The 17,453-nt window shown below is 66.4% G+C and carries 19 protein-coding genes and 1 pseudogene; 11 read left to right on the forward strand and 9 right to left on the reverse strand.

Features of this window, described 5'->3' with window-relative positions; translation table 11 throughout:
* Window positions 1–33: 33 nt before the first annotated feature.
* Window positions 34–888, forward strand: a complete 855-nt coding sequence (locus A9X03_RS00895) for a phytanoyl-CoA dioxygenase family protein (protein ID WP_067756940.1) — start codon at window positions 34–36, stop codon at window positions 886–888.
* On the opposite strand, the gene A9X03_RS00900 is transcribed toward A9X03_RS00895, so the two are convergent.
* Window positions 883–1,812 (reverse strand): DMT family transporter, encoded by a 930-nt coding sequence (locus A9X03_RS00900; protein WP_067756943.1) that lies wholly within the window; start codon window positions 1,810–1,812, stop codon window positions 883–885. The two genes, A9X03_RS00895 and A9X03_RS00900, sit on opposite strands and share 6 nt — an antisense overlap.
* Window positions 1,813–1,868: 56 nt before the next feature.
* Window positions 1,869–3,305 (reverse strand): type I glutamate--ammonia ligase, encoded by a 1,437-nt coding sequence (gene glnA / locus A9X03_RS00905; protein ID WP_067756944.1) that lies wholly within the window; start codon window positions 3,303–3,305, stop codon window positions 1,869–1,871.
* 292 nt (window positions 3,306–3,597) lie between these two features.
* Here glnA and A9X03_RS00910 point away from each other — a divergent pair, with 292 nt between their 5' ends.
* From A9X03_RS00910 to A9X03_RS00920, 3 genes are all read left to right on the forward strand, one after another.
* Window positions 3,598–5,376 (forward strand): NAD-binding protein, encoded by a 1,779-nt coding sequence (locus tag A9X03_RS00910; protein WP_082974396.1) that lies wholly within the window; start codon window positions 3,598–3,600, stop codon window positions 5,374–5,376.
* Between the two features lie 160 nt (window positions 5,377–5,536).
* Window positions 5,537–5,692: a hypothetical protein gene (locus tag A9X03_RS00915; RefSeq protein ID WP_197499077.1), complete on the forward strand. Its 156-nt coding sequence runs from the start codon at window positions 5,537–5,539 to the stop codon at window positions 5,690–5,692.
* 4 nt (window positions 5,693–5,696) lie between these two features.
* A complete protein-coding gene (locus tag A9X03_RS00920; RefSeq protein ID WP_067756946.1) occupies window positions 5,697–6,047 on the forward strand; it encodes a DUF732 domain-containing protein in 351 nt (116 codons plus the stop codon).
* 10 nt (window positions 6,048–6,057) lie between these two features.
* Here the strand turns inward: A9X03_RS00920 and A9X03_RS00925 are convergent, their stop codons facing one another.
* Window positions 6,058–6,393 carry a hypothetical protein gene (locus tag A9X03_RS00925; RefSeq protein ID WP_156670163.1) on the reverse strand — a complete coding sequence of 112 codons (336 nt, stop codon included), beginning with the start codon at window positions 6,391–6,393 and terminating at the stop codon, window positions 6,058–6,060.
* Between the two features lie 274 nt (window positions 6,394–6,667).
* On the opposite strand from A9X03_RS00925, the gene A9X03_RS00930 reads away from it, so the two are divergent.
* Window positions 6,668–7,867: a glycosyltransferase gene (locus tag A9X03_RS00930; protein ID WP_067756949.1), complete on the forward strand. Its 1,200-nt coding sequence runs from the start codon at window positions 6,668–6,670 to the stop codon at window positions 7,865–7,867.
* 14 nt (window positions 7,868–7,881) lie between these two features.
* On the opposite strand, the gene A9X03_RS00935 is transcribed toward A9X03_RS00930, so the two are convergent.
* Window positions 7,882–8,613 (reverse strand): class I SAM-dependent methyltransferase, encoded by a 732-nt coding sequence (locus A9X03_RS00935; RefSeq protein WP_067756952.1) that lies wholly within the window; start codon window positions 8,611–8,613, stop codon window positions 7,882–7,884.
* A 223-nt stretch (window positions 8,614–8,836) separates the two neighbouring features.
* On the opposite strand from A9X03_RS00935, the gene A9X03_RS00940 reads away from it, so the two are divergent.
* Complete coding sequence (locus tag A9X03_RS00940; protein ID WP_068259248.1) at window positions 8,837–9,730, forward strand: universal stress protein; 894 nt, start codon at window positions 8,837–8,839, stop codon at window positions 9,728–9,730.
* A gap of 5 nt (window positions 9,731–9,735) precedes the next feature.
* Here A9X03_RS00940 and A9X03_RS00945 read toward each other — a convergent pair whose 3' ends face one another.
* Complete coding sequence (locus A9X03_RS00945) at window positions 9,736–10,056, reverse strand: hypothetical protein (protein ID WP_067756958.1); 321 nt, start codon at window positions 10,054–10,056, stop codon at window positions 9,736–9,738.
* Between the two features lie 74 nt (window positions 10,057–10,130).
* On the opposite strand from A9X03_RS00945, the gene A9X03_RS00950 reads away from it, so the two are divergent.
* A complete protein-coding gene (locus A9X03_RS00950) occupies window positions 10,131–10,919 on the forward strand; it encodes a M15 family metallopeptidase (RefSeq protein WP_369807433.1) in 789 nt (262 codons plus the stop codon).
* Here the strand turns inward: A9X03_RS00950 and A9X03_RS00955 are convergent.
* Window positions 10,916–12,499 carry a serine hydrolase gene (locus A9X03_RS00955; RefSeq protein ID WP_067756961.1) on the reverse strand — a complete coding sequence of 528 codons (1,584 nt, stop codon included), beginning with the start codon at window positions 12,497–12,499 and terminating at the stop codon, window positions 10,916–10,918. The genes A9X03_RS00950 and A9X03_RS00955 overlap by 4 nt on opposite strands.
* A 162-nt stretch (window positions 12,500–12,661) precedes the next feature.
* On the reverse strand, window positions 12,662–13,132 hold the full coding sequence (locus tag A9X03_RS00960; RefSeq protein WP_197499074.1) for a CAP domain-containing protein: 471 nt from the start codon (window positions 13,130–13,132) through the stop codon (window positions 12,662–12,664).
* A 169-nt stretch (window positions 13,133–13,301) separates the two neighbouring features.
* On the opposite strand from A9X03_RS00960, the gene A9X03_RS00965 reads away from it, so the two are divergent.
* Together A9X03_RS00965 and A9X03_RS00970 are read left to right on the forward strand one after the other, a co-directional pair.
* Window positions 13,302–13,997, forward strand: a complete 696-nt coding sequence (locus A9X03_RS00965; RefSeq protein ID WP_156670164.1) for an N-acetylmuramoyl-L-alanine amidase — start codon at window positions 13,302–13,304, stop codon at window positions 13,995–13,997.
* 92 nt (window positions 13,998–14,089) lie between these two features.
* Complete coding sequence (locus tag A9X03_RS00970; protein WP_067756967.1) at window positions 14,090–14,851, forward strand: C39 family peptidase; 762 nt, start codon at window positions 14,090–14,092, stop codon at window positions 14,849–14,851.
* Here A9X03_RS00970 and A9X03_RS28960 read toward each other — a convergent pair.
* On the reverse strand, window positions 14,848–15,081 hold the full coding sequence (locus tag A9X03_RS28960) for a hypothetical protein (protein WP_067756971.1): 234 nt from the start codon (window positions 15,079–15,081) through the stop codon (window positions 14,848–14,850). The two genes, A9X03_RS00970 and A9X03_RS28960, sit on opposite strands and share 4 nt — an antisense overlap.
* Window positions 15,082–15,459: 378 nt before the next feature.
* Entirely contained in the window at window positions 15,460–16,647 is a 1,188-nt protein-coding gene (locus tag A9X03_RS00980) for an aldose epimerase family protein (RefSeq protein WP_067756975.1), read from the reverse strand.
* Between the two features lie 89 nt (window positions 16,648–16,736).
* Here A9X03_RS00980 and A9X03_RS28965 point away from each other — a divergent pair, with 89 nt between their 5' ends.
* Window positions 16,737–16,925, forward strand: a complete 189-nt coding sequence (locus A9X03_RS28965) for a hypothetical protein (protein WP_068259251.1) — start codon at window positions 16,737–16,739, stop codon at window positions 16,923–16,925.
* A 304-nt stretch (window positions 16,926–17,229) separates the two neighbouring features.
* Window positions 17,230–17,406: pseudogene (locus A9X03_RS29595) on the forward strand (hypothetical protein); the annotation flags it as partial.
* Window positions 17,407–17,453: the final 47 nt, after the last annotated feature.

A 17,453-nucleotide genomic window follows, 5' to 3' on the forward strand; every position in this document is an offset into this window, starting at 1 on the left:
CTTAATCTGGACCGGGACGAAGGGCGAGTGCCAATGAACATCGACGACTCCGTCACGACGCTGGAAGACCTCAGGGGCGATCTGGCGCAGCGGTACAGGCGGACACCGACCGGCGGGAGTTCGGTCGACAGCAAGGTCGTCGACGCCGACATGGCGGCTATCGACCGCGACGGCTACGTGATCTGGCACGATCTGCTGACTCCCGAGCAATGCGACGAGATCCGCGAGGTCACTCAACCCTGGCTCGGGCACACGGGCCGCAATTCCTTCGAGGGCCGGCGCACCCAGCGCATTTACAGCCTGCTCAGCAGAACCCGGATGTGCGACGGGATCGTCGATCATCCGCGGGTGCTCGCGGTGCTCGATCGGCTGCTGATGCCCAACTACCTGCTTTCGGCCTTGCAGGCCATCAACATTCAGCCGGGAGAGGCCGCGCAGCTGGCCCACCACGATGACGGGTTCTACCCGATTCCGCGGCCCCGCGAACCCCTGGCGGCGGCGACGATCTGGGCCATCGACGACTTCACCGCCGACAACGGCGCCACCGTCCTCTATCCCGGCAGCCATCGCTGGGGCAAGCGCCGGCCCGGGCCGGACGATCGGGCCCTGCCCGTCGTGATGCCCGCCGGCTCGTGCGTCTTCTTCGTGGGCACGCTCTGGCACGGCGGGGGCGCCAACAGCACCGACCGCGACCGTCTCGCCGTCACCGCCCAGTACTGCCAACCCTGGCTGCGGCCGATGGAAGCCTTCACGCTGTCGATATCGCGCGAGACCGCGCGGGCGGTCTCCGACGACATTCGCCGCATGCTGGGCTACAGCATTCATCCGCCGTTCGTGGGCGCGGTCGACGGGCTGCACCCGCTGCGGCTGTTGGACAGCGACTCATAACTCCCAGTTCCGTTTGCCGCTGACACCCGCCAGGGACGGCTCTTGGGCCGGGCGGCTCTCGACCTCGATCGCCTGGCTGCGGCTCAGCGCGACAGCGGAGGCCGCCATCGCCGAGACCGCGACCAACAGCGCCAGCGCCGTCGAGCCGCCGACCGTCAGGTGTTCACCCAGCACCGCCACACCGAGCAGGACCGCGACCACGGGCTCCCCCACCAACATGATCGGCACCGACGCCTGCAACGCACCGGCGTGGAACGCGGAGTTCTGCACCACCGTCACCGCCACGGCCAGGCCGACCAATATGTATGGGGCGGGGACCGTCAGCAGCCCATGCCAACCGCCGACGGCGAAACGGTGCGTGCAGATCTTCGTCAACACGGCGATCATGCCGAGCAGGACCGCCACGGCGACCGCAAGCAGCATCGCCCGCGCACGGCCGATCGCGCGGCCGGCCGCCATCACGCAGACGACCAGCAACGGCACCGTCACCAGCAGCGTCAACGTCCACGCCGGTACCGCCGGACGGCTGTCACCCTCCCGGGGCTGACCGACGAGCACGAAGGCCGCCAGCGCGCCGGTCAGCAGCGTCGCCCAACCCCACTGGACCGCGCTGATGCGCTGGTCGCACAGCCGGGCGCCCAACGGCAGCGCGAACAGCAGCGAGGAAACCAGCAGCGGCTGGACCAGCAGCAGCGACCCGTGGGCCAGCGCGACGGCCTGGAACACGTAGCCCGCAACGGCGGCGACCAGGCCCGCCCACCACAACGGTCGCCGGACCATGGTCGTCACCATCGTCCCGGACATGCCCTGATCAGCGGGAACCTCCTGGGCGGCGCGCTGTCGAACGACGATGCCGACGGCCGCCCAGAACGCAGACAGCAACGCCGAAAAGATTGCGACCGCATGCGATTGCACCCACCCCATGCCCGCACGGGTACCCGGGGCGTCGGCGCGGCTAACTGCGCCGGGAGCGAACTACCTCATACGTCGTAGTAGAGGGCGAATTCGTATGGGGTGGGCCGGAGGTTGAACGGCGCGATCTCGTAGGTGCGCTTGTAGTTGATCCACGTCGCGATGACGTCGGGGGTGAAGACCCCGCCCTCGGTCAGGTATTCGCTGTCTTCCTCCAGACGGTCGATCACCGCCGACAGCTGCGTGGGTGCCTGCGGGATTTCCGCGGCCTCCTCCGGCGGGAGCTCGTAGAGGTCCTTGTCGACCGGCGGAGGCGGCTCGATCTTGTTCTTGATGCCGTCCAGCCCGGCCATCAACTGGGCCGCGAAGGACAGGTAGGGGTTGCCCGACGAGTCGGGGCACCGGAATTCCAGCCGCTTGGTCTTCGGATTGTTGCCGGTGATCGGGATGCGCACGCACGCCGACCGATTGCGCTGGCTGTAGACCAGATTGATCGGCGCCTCGAAGCCGGGAACCAGGCGCTTGTAGGAATTCACGGTCGGGTTCGTGAAGGCCAGCAACGACGGGGCGTGGTACAGCAAGCCGCCGATGTAGTGGCGGGCCATGTCGGACAGGCCGGCGTATCCCGTCGCGTCATACATCAGCGGCACGCCGTCCTTCCACAGCGACTGGTGACAGTGCATCCCGGAACCGTTGTCGCCGAACAACGGCTTGGGCATGAAGGTGACGGTCTTCCCGGCCTGCCACGCGGTCTGCTTGACGATGTACTTGTACATCTGGTGGTCGTCGGCCGCATGCAGCAACGTGTTGAACTTGTAGTTGATCTCGGCCTGGCCGCCACTGCCGACTTCGTGGTGGCCCTTCTCCAGGGAGTAACCGGCGTTGGTCAGGTGGGTGAGGATCTCGTCGCGCAGATCGACATAGTGATCGGTCGGCGCGACCGGGAAATACCCGCCCTTGGGACGGACCTTGTAGCCGAGGTTCGGGCTGCCATCCGCCTCGGCGTCCTCTCCGGTGTTCCACCACCCGGACGCCGCATCGACCTTGTAGAACGATTCGTTGGTGCTCGAGTCGAAGCTGACCGAGTCGAAGATGTAGAACTCGGCCTCCGGCCCGAAGTAGGCGGTGTCCGCGATGCCGGAACTGATCAGATAGTTCTCGGCCTTGCGGGCGATGTTGCGCGGATCGCGCGAGTACACCTCGAGGGTGAACGGGTCGTGCACGAAGAAGTTCACGTTCAGCGTTTTGCGGGCGCGGAACGGGTCGATCGTTGCGGTCTCGGGGTCGGGCAGCAGGACCATGTCGGACTCGTGGATCGACTGAAACCCGCGGATCGAGGAACCGTCGAAGGCCAGGCCTTCCTCGAAGACGCCTTCATCGAAGGCGTAGATCGGAATCGTGAAGTGCTGCATGGTGCCCGGCAAGTCACAGAAGCGGACGTCGACGTACTCGATGTTCTCGTCCCTGGCGAGCTTGAAAATATCGTCGGGCGTCTTCTCGGACACGCAACGCTCCTTAGCTTGATCGTCGGCAGTGGCGTGCGAGCGCTTTCTACGCCCTGACTATTTCGCCCGCGTCACCACCGCGAGTCGAACCTGTTGCGTCACAGAAAGACAGGCGATTGACCGCACGGCCGCCGGGTTCCGGTGGCACTTCCCAGCGCCTTGGCCGATAGTCATATGGACCATCCAGCCGCAGCAGAAGTAGGAGTAGTCATGCCACGCAACACAACCGGCGGTCATCCGGCGACCAGCCGTGGCGATCGACGCGCGTAAGAATCGAACGTAGCCCCGCGCAATGGGCGAGCTGTTTCAGTTTCACCGCGAGATCATCGTCAGCGGTGACGACGCGCTGTCGAAGACGATCGCCGAGGAATTGAGGGGCGCGGGCGCGCGAATCATCAAGATCAACACCGCCGCCGACCTCCTCGGGGCCGGCGTGCATCGGGCGCGTGCCGTCGTGTGCGCGGGCCCCAACGACGCCGTCAACCTCGAAATCGCCTTGCTGGCAAGGGAGTTCAGTCCAAACGTGCGGGTGGTGGCCCGGCTGGCCAACGACGTGCTGCGCGAAGCAGTGGTCGCCGTCAACGGACCCGGCGCGATCTTGGACGTCGCCGACCTCGCGGCGCCGTCGATCGTCGAGGCCGTCCTGTCCCGCAACGCGCACCAGTTCGACACGGCCGGTATCGAATTCGTCGTCTGGGGATCCGAGGCGCCCTACAACGCGACGCTCCGGGAGATCTACGCCGACCTGGCACCGGTCGCGGTGGTGCACGGCAAGAATTCACCCGCACCCGGCGAGGTGGTGCCATGCCCCGGACGAGATCTGCGGGTCTACGCCGGCGACTGGACGTCGATGATCGGCGTGAAGGACGAATTGGACGCCCGCGGAATCACGTTGCCTCCCCCGGCCGCGACGCGCGCTCGCCACTCCCCGGTGCGGCGGGTCATCGACGCGGTGCGCGCCATCCGGGACGAAGTGAACCCCATGCTCTTCCCCTCGCTGGCGTTCGCGCTGTGTCTCACCCTTGGCTCGACGGCGGTGGTGCACTTCGCCTATCACAACCCCCGAATGTCGTGGATCGACGCCCTCTACTTCGCCTCCGAGACGATCACGACGGTGGGCTATGGCGACTTCACCTTCGCCCAACAATCCACCGCCCTGCGGCTATTCGCGGTCTTGTTGATGTTCGGCGGCGCGAGCGTCACCGCCATCCTCGTCGCGTTCCTTGCCGACCTCCTCCTGTCGCGCCGCTTCGTGCAATCGGCCGGACTGCGGCGCGCACGCCACATGCGCGACCACGTCGTCGTCGTCGGGCTGGGTTCCATCGGGTTCCGGGTCGTCAGCGATCTGGCCGCGGCCGGCTACGACGTGCTGGTCATCGAGCCGGACGAGGGCAACCGCTTCCTGCCGACCGTGGCCGACCTCGACGTGCCGGTGATCTTCGGGGATCCGACGATGCGCCAGACCCTGGAATCGGCGCGCGTCGATCGCGCCCGCGGGGTCGCGCTGGTGACACAGGACGACATGAACAACATCGAGACGGGAATCGTGCTGCTCGAAATGCTGGGTTCCGACACGAGGGTGCCCATCGTCATGCGAGTTCAGGGCCGCGCGCTGGGCACCGCCGTGCATCGGCGGTTCGGTTTCGAGAACGTGCGGTCGATAGTCGACCTCGCGGCGCCGTGGTTCATCGGCGCAGCGATGGGCTTGCAGGTGCTCGGCACGTTCTGGGTCGGCCAGCGCTCCTTCATGGTCGGCGGAATGCTGGTGGCGGCGGGCAGCGAACTCGACGGGCTGCGGATGATCGATCTGTCCACGCAGACGCGCGTCATCGCGATCACACGGCCGGAAGGTCCGGTCAGGTTGCGCCCGCGCCGCGACGCCCGCCTGAAAGCCGGTGACACCGTCTATCTCATCGGCCCCTACCGGGAACTGATCGCGACGCTGCGCAAGGGCCAGCCTCCGCCAATGACCACGATCAACGGCGAGCGCGCCGTGGCTTTGGCGGCCGCACGGTCGACGCGCCGGCCAGATGCGCGTGCGCCACGGTGGGCGCTCGACCCGGACGGTTAACGAACGGCCAAAAGCCGCGCCACTTCATCGCGTCCGGTTGTGATGCACAGCACATTTGTGCTTTCTTTGTATCCGAGGTCACAACGCGACGGGAGCTCCTATGGCCGCACCCCACAGATCGGGCAAGTACGTAGTCGTTGCACCGCGCGCGAACGGAGCCGTGCATTCACATCGGATACTGCTGGCCCTGGTCGTGGTGATGGCCCTCATCGCGGCGATCACCGGCGTCGTCGTCGCGGCGTCGACGGGGCACGCCACCGCCGCGCTCGTGATAGCCCTGGTGGCCGGCGGGTGGTTTTCCGCCGCCCTCTGCTAGCGACATGATCCGCCGGACCCTCACGAGATCGGCGCTGGTCGCCGCGTCGTTGGGCGCGCTGGCAGCGCTGACGCCGGCGGCCCACGCGGACCCCGATCCCATCTCGGTCGCGGCCTACCTGCACACGCTGAACGTCTTGCACGTTCCCTACGACGACCCGGGGCGAATGGTCGGCATCGGAGACTCCGTATGCCAGCAGGCGCGGGGCGGCACCGACTTCGACGCCATCTACCCCGCCGTGGCAAGCAACGGCTATGCCGCGGTGCAGGCGGGCCAGATCATGGGCGCGGCCGTCGGGACGTTTTGTCCCGACATGGAAGCACCGTTCGATCGCTGGACCAACAGCAACTCGTGACCGTCGGCGATTAAGGTGCGCTAGCGCCCGGGCAATACTTGATCCGGCCCAGATCGACCCACATGTTGGCGCGCTTGGCGGCCTGATCCGGATTCAGCCCGGTCACGCCCTGGTTGTTCGCCTGTTGCATCGCCCCGACTATCTGGGCGCGCGACCAGCCGTCAGCCATGGCTCTGCACATCGTCTGTTCGGTCTGCATCTCGTAGTAAGGCCAGTCCGGCGGGAATCCGATCGCGTCGGCGCGGGCGGTGGCAAGCGCGCCCGGCAGGAGCGCCGAAGCAACGACAACCGAGAGGCCAAGGAGCAGCGTTCGCGTGGCCGACAGGGGTGAATGCGACTGATGCACGGATACTTCTCCTCGATTCGGCGCCTTGATGACCCGCAGGGTCGATGAGTGATGACCTTCGCCCATCAATGTTAGGACCTGGGAGGCTGTTGGCGGCGGGAAGAGCCCCAGAGGAGTCAACATGCACCTTCGCTCGGATAGCCTTGGCCGGGGCCGGCGGCCGAGAGTTCCGGACGACGACGGGGTCGCACGGACGATCGGACACTTCGAATGATCATCCCAATTCTTGCGGGCCGCCCGCTGCACACCGATCACCTCGAGTGAGGTTCTGGCGATGAGATTTGTGTTGGCGACCTTGGGAACACGCGGAGATATCGAGCCTTGCGCCGCCGTCGGCCGGGAGCTTCAGCGGAGAGGCCATCGCGTGCTTATGGCGGTTCCGCCCAACTACATTGGGTTCATCGAGTCGGCAGGCCTCACCGCAGTCGCGCACGGCCGCGACCAAGTGCAGCAGAATGCGGAGATCGTCCGCAAATACGGGACGACGCCGCCACCAGTCCTCATGGCGTGGGAAATTCTCAGCGATATAAAGCAACTCTGGCCACAGTTGGGCACGGCGCTCACATCCCTGGCCGACGGCGCCGACCTGCTGTTGACGGACGCAGGCGAACAGGGGCTCGCCGCGAATGTCGCCGAACACTACGACATTCCACACGCGGCGGTGCACATCTACCCGATCCCGCCGGACCACGCGGGTTCGTCCATCACCAAAGAGGCTGAAGACGCCCTACGCCGGGCGCTGGGCCTCCCGGCGACGAGGCCCTCGACGCGGCGAGCGCTCGAGATCCAGGCCTACGACGAACTCTTCTTCCCGGGGTTGGCAGCCGAGTGGGCCGGATGCGGCGCCCGACGGCCGTTCGTCGGCGGGCTGACCCTCGAGTTGCCGACGGAAGTCGACGACGATGTCTCGTCGTGGATTGAGGCTGGGACGCCACCGATCTACTTCGGCTTCGGCAGCAGCGCACGAGTCGCGTCTCCCACTGACGTCATCGCGATGATCACCGACGCTTGCGCGCAACTCGGCGAGCGGGCGTTGATTTGCAGCGGCGTGAGTGACTTGACCGCGCAAACGGATTCCGCCGACGTCAAAGTGGTGAGCGCGGTGAACCACGCGGCGGTGTTTCCCGCTTGTCGGGCCGTCGTTCACCACGGGGGGCCCGGCACGACGTTCGCCGGCATCCGGGCCGGAGTCCCCACGCTGGCCCTCGCCGTATCGGTCGATCAGCCGATGTGGGCGAGTGCGGTCAGTCAACTCGGAGTCGGAATTGGCCGGCGCTTCCCCGACACCACCCTGGAGTCTCTCGTCGCGGATCTGCGGTCCATCCTCACCCCGCCCTACGTCACTCGGACCCGCGAGGTCGCCGCGCAGATGACCGCGCCCGCTCAAAGCGCCGCCATTGCCGCCCAAGCGCTGGAAGATGCGGCCGCTCGTGGCCCGTTGGCCGATCAACGAACGCCGCGGGACGCGGACTGATCCACGCGCGCCCGTCAGGAAGTGGCGGCCGAGGGTTCGATCTGGCTCTCCGAAACGCTGCGATACGACGGCAACCCGAAATCGGGGAAGGCACAGATGTCGGCACAATCTCGGACTCGCTCCGACCAGAAACCCTGATCAGCGGCCGACGTGCAGGCGTAGATCTTCATGTAGGTCGCCGCGAACGGGAACAAACAGCCGTTGCCAACCGCCTGCCAGACCGCCGCGGCGACGCCGGGAGTCTCGACACCTCGATAGTCGTCTATCGCGATCACGCCCCGGTTTGCCGTGTGGGTCACGGCGAGGGCGATGTCGTTCGCGACGCACCGGTAGCTGTGACAGCCGTCGATGTGGACGAAGCGCAGTGCCCGTTCTCCGAGGTCGAGCTCCGATGACTCGCAGACTTCGAGCGTCGGCCGGCGAACGTGAAACCGATCCCAATTGGCGAGGAACTGCTGCTGCTCCAGGCCCGAATACTGCTGGCGTGGGGTCAGCGACATGTCCGCGTGATCCATTACGGCCTCGAACAAGTCGCAGATCACCAGTTCTTCATCGTCGCGCAGACCGTAACCCATCAGGATGGCGGACTTGCCCTGGTATGCGCCGATCTCGAGCATGTCCCCCTTGATGTTTTCCGCCGTCTGCGACGCGAGCAGCTTGGTGAAGAGCTTGACATCGGCCTCGAAGAACCAGCCGTCGACGTTGTCGACTTCCTCGGCATAGAGGCTCCAGGCGGCATCGGTCATGTGCCCATCTTTCCCCAGGCGGCCTCGAGCGGCATGGCCGGATGTACTCCGGCCAACTTGCTGACCCGACGGTGTCGCGGCGACCGCCGCGTAGGTCAGAGTGCAATGGTCGCTTCAATCGATGCCCTTGGTCCTTAGTCCTTGCATCGCTTCGGCCCTGACAAATCAGGCGGTGCTGGATGATCCTGCCTGTGGGCACGCGGCCGATCAGAAACGAGCTGGAATGTGGCAACCCCCACCTAACGCGATCTTGGTAGGCGTCGACGGCTCGGCGGCGGCACTGGGTGCCGTGCGGTGGGCGGCTCTGACTGCCGCGTTGCGCAACGTGCCACTGGCCCTGGTCCATGTCGTCGACGATCCGATGCCGGGGTGGCTCCAGTCAGGCGCGCCGGTGGGGCACTGGCAGCAGCACCGGGCGCGCGAAGTGATCACGTCGGCAATGCGGGTCGCCGAGGAGAGCGCCGGTGAACTCGGTCCCATTCAAGTCCACGGCGAGGTGATCTATTCGACCGCCATCGCCACGCTCGTCGCCCTCTCCAGAGAGGTGGAGATGGTCGTCGTCGGCTATCGGGGGTATCGCGGCGTGGTGGTTCTCAGCGTCCTTGGCTCGGTGAGTTCGGGATTGGTCTACAACGCGCACTGCCCGGTCGCGGTGATCCACGACGGGGAACCGCCGCTCAGCAATGTCGACCGGGCACCCGTGCTCGTGGGCATCGACGGATCATCGGCGTCGGAAGCCGCGACCGCGATCGCGTTCGAAGAAGCGTCGCGACGAGGCGTCGCCTTGATCGCTTTCCATGCCTGGGCCGATCCGCGAGTGTTCAACTCCAACAACGCTTTTCAAGATTCCAAGTGGGACGCCCAGCTGTCCGAGGAGGAGGAGGCGCTCGCCGAACGGCTAGCGGGTTGGCACGAACGCTATCCCAACGTGGCGATTCGTCGCAGAATCGAAATCGGTGACCCGGCCCACTGGCTGATCGAGGCTTCCGAACTGGCGCAACTGATCGTGGTCGGCAGCCACGGCCGTGGCGGATTCGCCGGCATGTTGCTCGGCTCGGTTGGGTCGGCGGTGGTCAACAGGGCGAAGATCCCTGTCATCGTTGCGCGTCAGCCCTGAGCTCGTCACCCACGCGGTTCGTAGGCCAGAAAACACTGCACCTGCCGCACCGCGTCGGGCCGGTTGACTCCCATATCCACTAATCTCTCGACGATTTGGGCCGGCGGCACGGCCCCATCCACATCCGTCTCGATCACGTGAACGCTGGGAAACCAGTTCTCCGGACGCACCCCGGGCGGCGGGGGTTGCACGCCGCCTCCGACGCAACGTGCGTAGCCCTCGATGCCATTGTCAGCGTGAGCAGACGCCACTACCAATACGACCGGCGCGACGAGCGATACGGCGATGGCCATGCCGACCGCCGCAGCCACACGGATGAAGCGCATGCTCGAATATAACCTCGCGCCGTTCAACCGAACACAGAAATCTTGCACGCACCGTGGCGCACACTCGGCGTAAGGTGACGGCGGGCTCGGAGGGTCGGAAGAAGCAGGCGGTGAACACTGCATCGGGGTTGACGCGCTTCGGGCGCCGGTTTGCCGCCGCGGCCGGAATGCTCGCGGCGGGTCTGGTGCTGGTGCAATGCACGGCCGCGGCGCCGCCGCGCGCGGCCGCACCGTCTCCGTCTGCGGCCGCCCTGTCATCGTCATCGGCGGCGGCCACGCCGCCGGCCAACCCGCCGCCGGCCGCCGCCGCTGCGACCGTGGAAACGGTCACCGCGGCCGAACTCGGTGCGACGTGGCGGCCGGGTTGCCCCGTCGAGCCGGAACAGCTGCGACGGGTCGACGTCGACTACGTCGGTTTCGACGGCCAGACGCACCGCGGCCAGCTGATCGTGCATCAGGACTTGGCGCCGGAGGTCGTCGTGATCTTCGAGCAGCTTTTCCGTCTGGGCTATCCCATCGAGAAGATCCGCACCGTCGACCACTACCAGGACGCCAATGACGAGTTGTCGATGGAGGACGACAACACGTCGGCGTTCAATTGCCGCCTCATCCCCGGAACCAACGAATGGTCGCCACACGCCTACGGCCGGGCGATCGATATCAATACGCTCGTCAATCCGTGCCTGTACGCCAGCGGGTATTTCGAACCGCAGAACGCGGCGGCTTACCTGGACCGCAGCCGCACCGACCCGGGACTCTTACACCCTGGCGATCCGGCGGTGCGCGCCTTCACAGATCATGGCTGGCGCTGGGGCGGCGAATGGGCGGCGCCCCTTGACTACCAACACTTCGAGCGGCCCTAGAGGCCCAGGGCCTGGGCCGCGGCGGTTGCCACCTCACCCCTGATGTCCGAGATCGGTGGGCTGCCGCGCGTATGAATCGAGTTGGTGAGCAGAACGACGTAGGTGTCCGAGGCCGGGTCGAGCCACACCGAGGTTCCGGTGAAGCCCGTGTGTCCGAAACTCCCGACGGGAAAAACCGCTCCGCGGGGCATGGACAGCGGCGTATCGATATCCCAGCCGAGACCGAGCAGATTCTGTCCCGCGATCGCCGGATAGCGGGCGGCAAGCAGCGGATGCGCGGTCTTCGACCTCTTCGCGGCTGCCGCCCGCGCGGCGTCGTCCGCCGCCTTGACCTGTTGGTCGGTGTGTCCCGGCTGCTGCGGGGTCGTCATCAACTCCAAAGTCTGTTGTTGGAGCGGGAATTCGCTCGGCCGGCCCGCAAGCCGATCGAGCAGCGCCTGCGCGTAGACGCCGACATCGTGCGCCGTGGAAAAGACGCCGGCGTGCCCGGCCACCCCGCCCATGCGGCGGGCGGTCGTGTCCTGCACGGTGCCGCGCAGCAGACGGTCGAGGTCGGGATTCTTGGCCGGATCGGCCCGGCCTTCTTCGTCCCGCGCCGTGGGTGCGATGCGCGGCAGGATGTCCGTGTCCCAGCTGCCCGCGGGACACGGCTGCCCCTCGCCTGCCGTCGACGCGGCGGCCCACCCGACCGCGGCTCCCCTGACCGCGTGTGGACCGCATGCCTTGTCCAACGGGAGATAGCGGGTGTCCCGCAGGCCAAGCGGCGCGAATACGTGTTCCTGGACGTAGACGTCTTCCGCCTCGCCCGTGACTTTCTCGACGAGCGCGCCAAGCAGGATGAAATTGATATCGGAGTAGCGGAAAGACCCGCCGGGGCTCGACTCGAGCGGCGTCGTGAGCGCACGATGAACGCCTTCGGTCTTGTCGGGTGTGGCCAGTCCCCATGGATCCTTGAGTTCGACGTCGCCCGTCTCACCCGACGTGTGCGTCAGCAACATTCGAACCGTCACGTTTGCGCGCCGTGGGTCGTTGGCCGGGTTGAACTCCGGCAGATAGCGCTGCACGGGATCGTCGAACTGAACCTTGCCTTGTTCGTAGAGTTGCATCACCGCGGTCGCCGTCGCGAGGCTCTTGGTCAACGACGCCAGATCGAAGATCGTGTCCTCGGTCATCGGCTCGGCCGGTGCGGGCGACCCATCCAACCCCGGCTCGCCCGCGAGCTTGCGCGATCCGAAAGCCTGATCGAACGCAACGGCGCCGCCGTGGCCGATCAGGACCACCGCGCCGGGCAGCCTGTTGGCCGCAATAGCGTCGTTGATCAGTTTGGAAAGGGGTGCGAACTCCGGTCCGGGCGGCTTTGCGGCCGGGGAACCGGGGGGCTGTGCGGCCGGGGAACCGGGCGGCTTCGCGGTCGGGGCGTGCGTGAGCTGCCAGGAATCGCCGGCCGCCGGGTGCGAGGCTTGACCACGCCCGCACGCCGCCACGACCACGAGCGCGACGCCCGCAACGGCGATGGCCGTCCGCCGACGTAGGCGCCAGCGGTCGAGCGAGCTGTTGCCAACCGTGCTGGCCCGTCCCATCGGCACGCCTCCCGACCTGCTTCTCCTCCTACGGCCAAAGCCTAGTGCGGTTTCTCGCCGAGCCATCCGGATTTGCCTGGATGGTTATTACGCGGTTTGTCGCCACGAATTCGCCTTGTAACCAACAACTCTCAGGCATTGACGCGCAGCGCGGCGCGCATTTCAGGCGGCGAAGTCGCCGACGACCGTCATCTTGTTGCCGTCCGAGGCGGTGGCGAAGCCGGCCGCGGTGTAAGCGCAGTTCAAAATGATCGCCCGGTGCGGCGGGCTTTGCATCCACAGGTCGAGCGCTTGGTTGATGTTCGCGGCGGACCCGGTACCCCAGAAGACGACCTCACCGCTGTAGGGGGTGCGGTAGCCCGCATCCGTGATGCGCGTCTGCGGTGAAGAGCCGTCCGAGCCGATGTGGCCGTTGACCCCGTTGGTAAGCATGTCGTTGGCGTGCCGCTGCGCCGCATCGGTCAGGCGTGGGTCCTGGCCGATCGGCCCGCAGGATTGGCGAAGCCGGTTCACGCCGCTGTACAACGCCCACCCTGATGCGTCTGCGCGGGCGGCGATGTCAACGGTCCCGGGAGCCGTTGCGACCAAGGCGCCGAGCGAGAACACTGCGACAACCTTGACTTTCCTCGTCATGTTGCCTCTTGCCACACCGTGTCTTTCGGGCCGCGGGAAGCAAGCGTTACCGTCTCGTGACCATGGGAGGTCCCCGCGATCGGTCCGTTTCGCGACGTCGACCCCCGTATCGTGGTGAGGCGTGTGTGAGCCCGCGTCAAGCCGGCCGGCCGTTGTCAGCCGCCGCCAGATGCTGGGACTGGCCGGCGGCCTCGGGGCGGCGGCCGTGGTCGGGCCGCGCTCGAAGACCACACCGACGGGTCCGACGTCGACGGCAGACGTCCGCCTGACCGCTGGGAGTTCGGCCCTGTTGCTGTGCCGGGACGCCTGGGGCGCCCGGCCGGCCCGCCCCGGGGGCAGGCGTCACACCATCACCCGGATGACCCTGCACCACGAGGCCGTGGCCCTCGGTGACAACCGCAACGCCCCCAACCACCTGCGCCAGGACCAGCGCTACCACCAGGATCAGCACGGATGGATCGACATCGCCTACCACGTCGGCGTCGACCGCAACGGCAACATCTACGAATTGCGGAGCACCGAGCTCGCGGGCGACACGGCGACGGATTACGACACGACGGGCCATTTCCTCGTCCTCTGCGAGGGCGACTTCGATCAAGAGGCGGTCCCCGAGGCGCAGCTCCTGGGAGCGGCTCGGGCATTCGCGTGGGCCGCCCAGACGTTTCGCGTCGCGACCACCACATTGGCGGGCCATCGGGACCTGGCGTCGACGTCGTGCCCGGGCGCCAACCTGTATGCGCACCTGACTTCGGGCGACCTGAAACACCGCATCGACGATCTGCTGGCCGCGGGCGGGGTGGACCTGCAGCGGTTCTGCGGACCCGACGCGGCGGCAAGAGTCGCGGCGATCGAAGCGGGGAACTGAGGTTCGTCGGCGCTTCAATTGCGCTGCGCGGGTTTGCTAGGGATGCTACGTTGCTGACCAATCGGTAGTTCGACCGGCCTTTGCGAGGCAACATGTTCGACTCTCGGATCGTGGCCGCGGCGCCCGCGGCCCTGGCGGCCGCCTGCATCGGTATGGCCAGCATATCGACCCTATCGGCGTGCAGTGGGGCGTCACCGTCGATACGCGCAACCGCTACCTCAGCTACCGTCGACGGCGGCCGGACGCAGGCCAGCCCGCCCAGCACCCGAGCGATTGCCAGCGGCGTGTACGGCGACCCGGACGCCGCCGCCGAGTTCTGGCAGCAGCAGTCGTATGAGGACAACTGCGGGCTGGCTTCGGTGGCGGACGTGGTTGGGGAGGTCACCGGGCACTCCCCGACCGAGCAACAGATCATCAAGCTGGCACAGCACACGCCCTCGTCGATCCGCGACGGCCCCATTTACGCCCCCACCGGCGACCCGGCTCACGACGGCCCGAACGGTGGCATCGACATGGCCGACACGGTGGTGCTGCTCGAGCACTACGGCATCAAGTCGCACATGACCTATGACAAGCACCCCGAAGAGGTGGGCCTGTCGTCGCTGGAGCAGTACCTGGGCGCGAACCGCAAGGTCATCGCGTGGGTCAACTCCGGAACCATCTTGAACTCCAACGACCAGCGCACGTCGGCCGATCATTTGCTGGTGGTCACCGGCATCGACACCGTCAAGGATGTCGTCCACCTCAACGACCCCTACGCCGATCACGCCAACACCAAGGTCAGCATCGGCACGTTCATGACGGCCTGGAAGATCGGACAGGAATCGATCGTCGTGACCGCGCCGCCCGGCTAGGGATTCGTCACTGTGTATCGCCCGGGCCCGCCGTTTTCATGGCGTTCGGCGCGGTGATGGGAGCCGTCGCGGTCGTGGTCGGGGTCGCGCGGCTCGTCGGGCTGGTGGAACTCGTGGGCCGCCCGGAGCTCGTCGTCGTGGGCGTTGTCGGAGTCGTAGGCGTTGTCGGAGTCGTCGGACTCGTGGGAGTCGTGGGCGTGGTACTCGCCAGGCCGGGACCTTCGCCGCACCAGTCCGCCACATCCTTCGGGTACTGCTCGATGGGCGGTGGGCAGCGCTGCCCCGGCGGGAAATTGGCGCCGGCGTTGAGCAGATCGCAAGGCACGTAGACCTGCTTGCCCGTCTGGGTGTTGGTCAGGCACTTCGTCGGCGGCGCACCGTGGGCCGCGACGGGAATGACGGCGGCCGCCGCCGCCACCGCGCCCAGTACCAAGGCAAGGCGGCGATAGGTCATGAAAAGCTCCTCGTTATAGCTGCGAGAGTTCATCACGATTAAAGCCGCTCACCCCTGGCGCAACGCAAATTACCGCCGTGAGCAGGACATTCTCTGTGGAGGTGTTCGAGAATCGAGCCAGTCTCACCGCAGATACGGGCGCCGGCCCCACGGCTCATTGCGTGCCGAAGGCGAAAACAGTCGTCGAATCGTAGGTCTGGCCGGGGTTGAGCGTGGTCGTCGGAAAGTTCGGGTGGTTCGGCGAATCAGGGAAGTGCTGGGTCTCCATCGTGAATCCCGCACCCTGCCGGTAGATATGCCCGCTGGTGCCGGTGAACGCACCGTCAAGGAAGTTGGAGGTGTAGAACTGCACCCCGGGCTCGGTCGTGGAGACGGTCAGCGTGCGCCCTGTCTGCGCATCCTCCGCCCTGGCCGCTTCCACCAGGCCTGCTTTGTCGCCCCGGTTGATCACCCAGTTGTGGTCGTAGCCGTGCGCCATCAGCAGCTGTGGGTCGTTCGCGGTGATACGCGCTCCGATCGCGGTCGGTGAGGTGAAATCGAACGGCGTGCCCTTCACCGGGACGATCTGGCCCGTCGGGATCTGTGTGGCGTCGGTCGGCGTGTAGTTGTCGGCATGGATGGTGACCTTCTGGTCGTACACGTCGCGCGTGTCCTCGCCCGCCAGGTTGAAGTAGCTGTGATTGGTCAGGTTGATCACGGTCGGCGCATCGGTGGTCGCGTGGTAGTCGATGCGTAGTTCGTTCTGCCGGTTCAGGGTGTAGGTGACGGTGACCGTCAGCGTCCCGGGGTACCCCATTTCGCCTGCGGGACTGACATATTGGAGTTCCAGGCCAACGCTGTCGCCGCCGTCGCGCCGGCTTGCCTGCCACACCTTGGTATCGAAGCCCGCGGTGCCACCGTGCAGGCTGTTGCCGTTGTTGTTGATCGGCAGGTGATACTCGTTGCCGTTCAACGAGAATGCCGCCTTGGCGATCCGGTTGCCGTAGCGGCCGACGAGCGCGCCGAAATAGGTCTTGGCGGATCCGGTGTTGTTCAGGTAACCGTCCAGGGTCGGAAAACCCAACACCACATTGCCGATGAGTCCGGTGCGATCGGGGACCTCGATCGACTGAATGATGCCGCCGTAGGTCAGGATTCGCACGCGCATGCCGTGTCCGCTGGTGAGCGTATAGCGGCGCACGGGCGCCTCACCCACCTGACCGAACGGCTCGCTGGTTATCGACGGCGGCCCTGCGGGTGCGTTGCCGCGGTCCGTGGCGGTGTTTGTCGTCGTATTGACACAGGCGGCCAAGCCCGCGACAGCGAGGACGGAGATCAGCTGAAACGGTCGCTTACCGCGCATGGGCGCCCCTCGCCTTCGTCCATTCGGAGTAACCGGGCGAAGCGTTCTGTCCAGTCAAACGAAAGGACCGCCAAGCGGCGATCCATTTGGTGGAGCTGCCGGGAATCGAACCCGCAGGGCCGCCGTCGATAACCAGCGAGCCGTTCGGTCAGGTGGGTGAGGCGCCCGTGCGCCGCTATACGCTCACCAGCGGACACGGCATGCGCGTGCGAATCCTGACCTACGGCGGCATCATTCAGTCGATCGAGGTCCCCGATCGCACCGGACTCATCGGTTGATCCCTCTAGCTGACGCCAGGCTCCGGGTCGAGGGCTTTCCCGGTCTGACGGACTAGCTGTCGCTTAGGCAGCGAGAGCGTAGTCGCGCTGATGTGAATCGGCGCTTAATTGGTTGCAACGACGCTTACGGTGGTCTCTTGCCTGCACCGGCACGCTTCCCTTGATTCGATGCGCGAAGTCGAAACCGTTCAGCCCCTCGCATCCCCGCCGATTTTCGGCAGGACAATCAATAGTACGCCGTGATCAACGCGCGGCAACGAACGTATCTTCCCGGTCCGCGCTGCGATCAGATCACGAAATTCAGGTGCTCGACGACTTCGGCGGCCAGGAGCCGACGGTGGCGATCCGGCTGGACGGCCTGCAGTTCACCCGGCTGGCCGGCGGCCGGCCCATGTGCCGCGCCCGGGCGCAATCCGTCGACCTCGGCGGTGACGAGGACGTGGCCGCCCAGGTCGTCGAGCACCTGAATTTCGTGATCTGATCGCAGCGCGGACCGGGAAGATACGTTCGTTGCCGCGCGTTGATCAC

It is taken from the genome of Mycobacterium sp. E1715 (genome assembly GCF_001667625.1).
Taxonomy (GTDB): domain Bacteria; phylum Actinomycetota; class Actinomycetes; order Mycobacteriales; family Mycobacteriaceae; genus Mycobacterium.

Coding starts and splice junctions, on each gene's coding strand:
- A9X03_RS00895 (WP_067756940.1), top strand. CDS start 34: ATGAACATCGACGACTCCGTCACGACGCTGGAAGACCTCAGGGGCGAT.
- A9X03_RS00900 (WP_067756943.1), bottom strand. CDS start 1,812: ATGGGGTGGGTGCAATCGCATGCGGTCGCAATCTTTTCGGCGTTGCTG.
- A9X03_RS00910 (WP_082974396.1), top strand. CDS start 3,598: ATGGGCGAGCTGTTTCAGTTTCACCGCGAGATCATCGTCAGCGGTGAC.
- A9X03_RS00920 (WP_067756946.1), top strand. CDS start 5,697: ATGATCCGCCGGACCCTCACGAGATCGGCGCTGGTCGCCGCGTCGTTG.
- A9X03_RS00930 (WP_067756949.1), top strand. CDS start 6,668: ATGAGATTTGTGTTGGCGACCTTGGGAACACGCGGAGATATCGAGCCT.
- A9X03_RS00935 (WP_067756952.1), bottom strand. CDS start 8,613: ATGACCGATGCCGCCTGGAGCCTCTATGCCGAGGAAGTCGACAACGTC.
- A9X03_RS00940 (WP_068259248.1), top strand. CDS start 8,837: ATGTGGCAACCCCCACCTAACGCGATCTTGGTAGGCGTCGACGGCTCG.
- A9X03_RS00945 (WP_067756958.1), bottom strand. CDS start 10,056: ATGCGCTTCATCCGTGTGGCTGCGGCGGTCGGCATGGCCATCGCCGTA.
- A9X03_RS00955 (WP_067756961.1), bottom strand. CDS start 12,499: ATGGGACGGGCCAGCACGGTTGGCAACAGCTCGCTCGACCGCTGGCGC.
- A9X03_RS00960 (WP_197499074.1), bottom strand. CDS start 13,132: ATGACGAGGAAAGTCAAGGTTGTCGCAGTGTTCTCGCTCGGCGCCTTG.
- A9X03_RS00965 (WP_156670164.1), top strand. CDS start 13,302: ATGCTGGGACTGGCCGGCGGCCTCGGGGCGGCGGCCGTGGTCGGGCCG.
- A9X03_RS00970 (WP_067756967.1), top strand. CDS start 14,090: ATGTTCGACTCTCGGATCGTGGCCGCGGCGCCCGCGGCCCTGGCGGCC.
- A9X03_RS00980 (WP_067756975.1), bottom strand. CDS start 16,647: ATGCGCGGTAAGCGACCGTTTCAGCTGATCTCCGTCCTCGCTGTCGCG.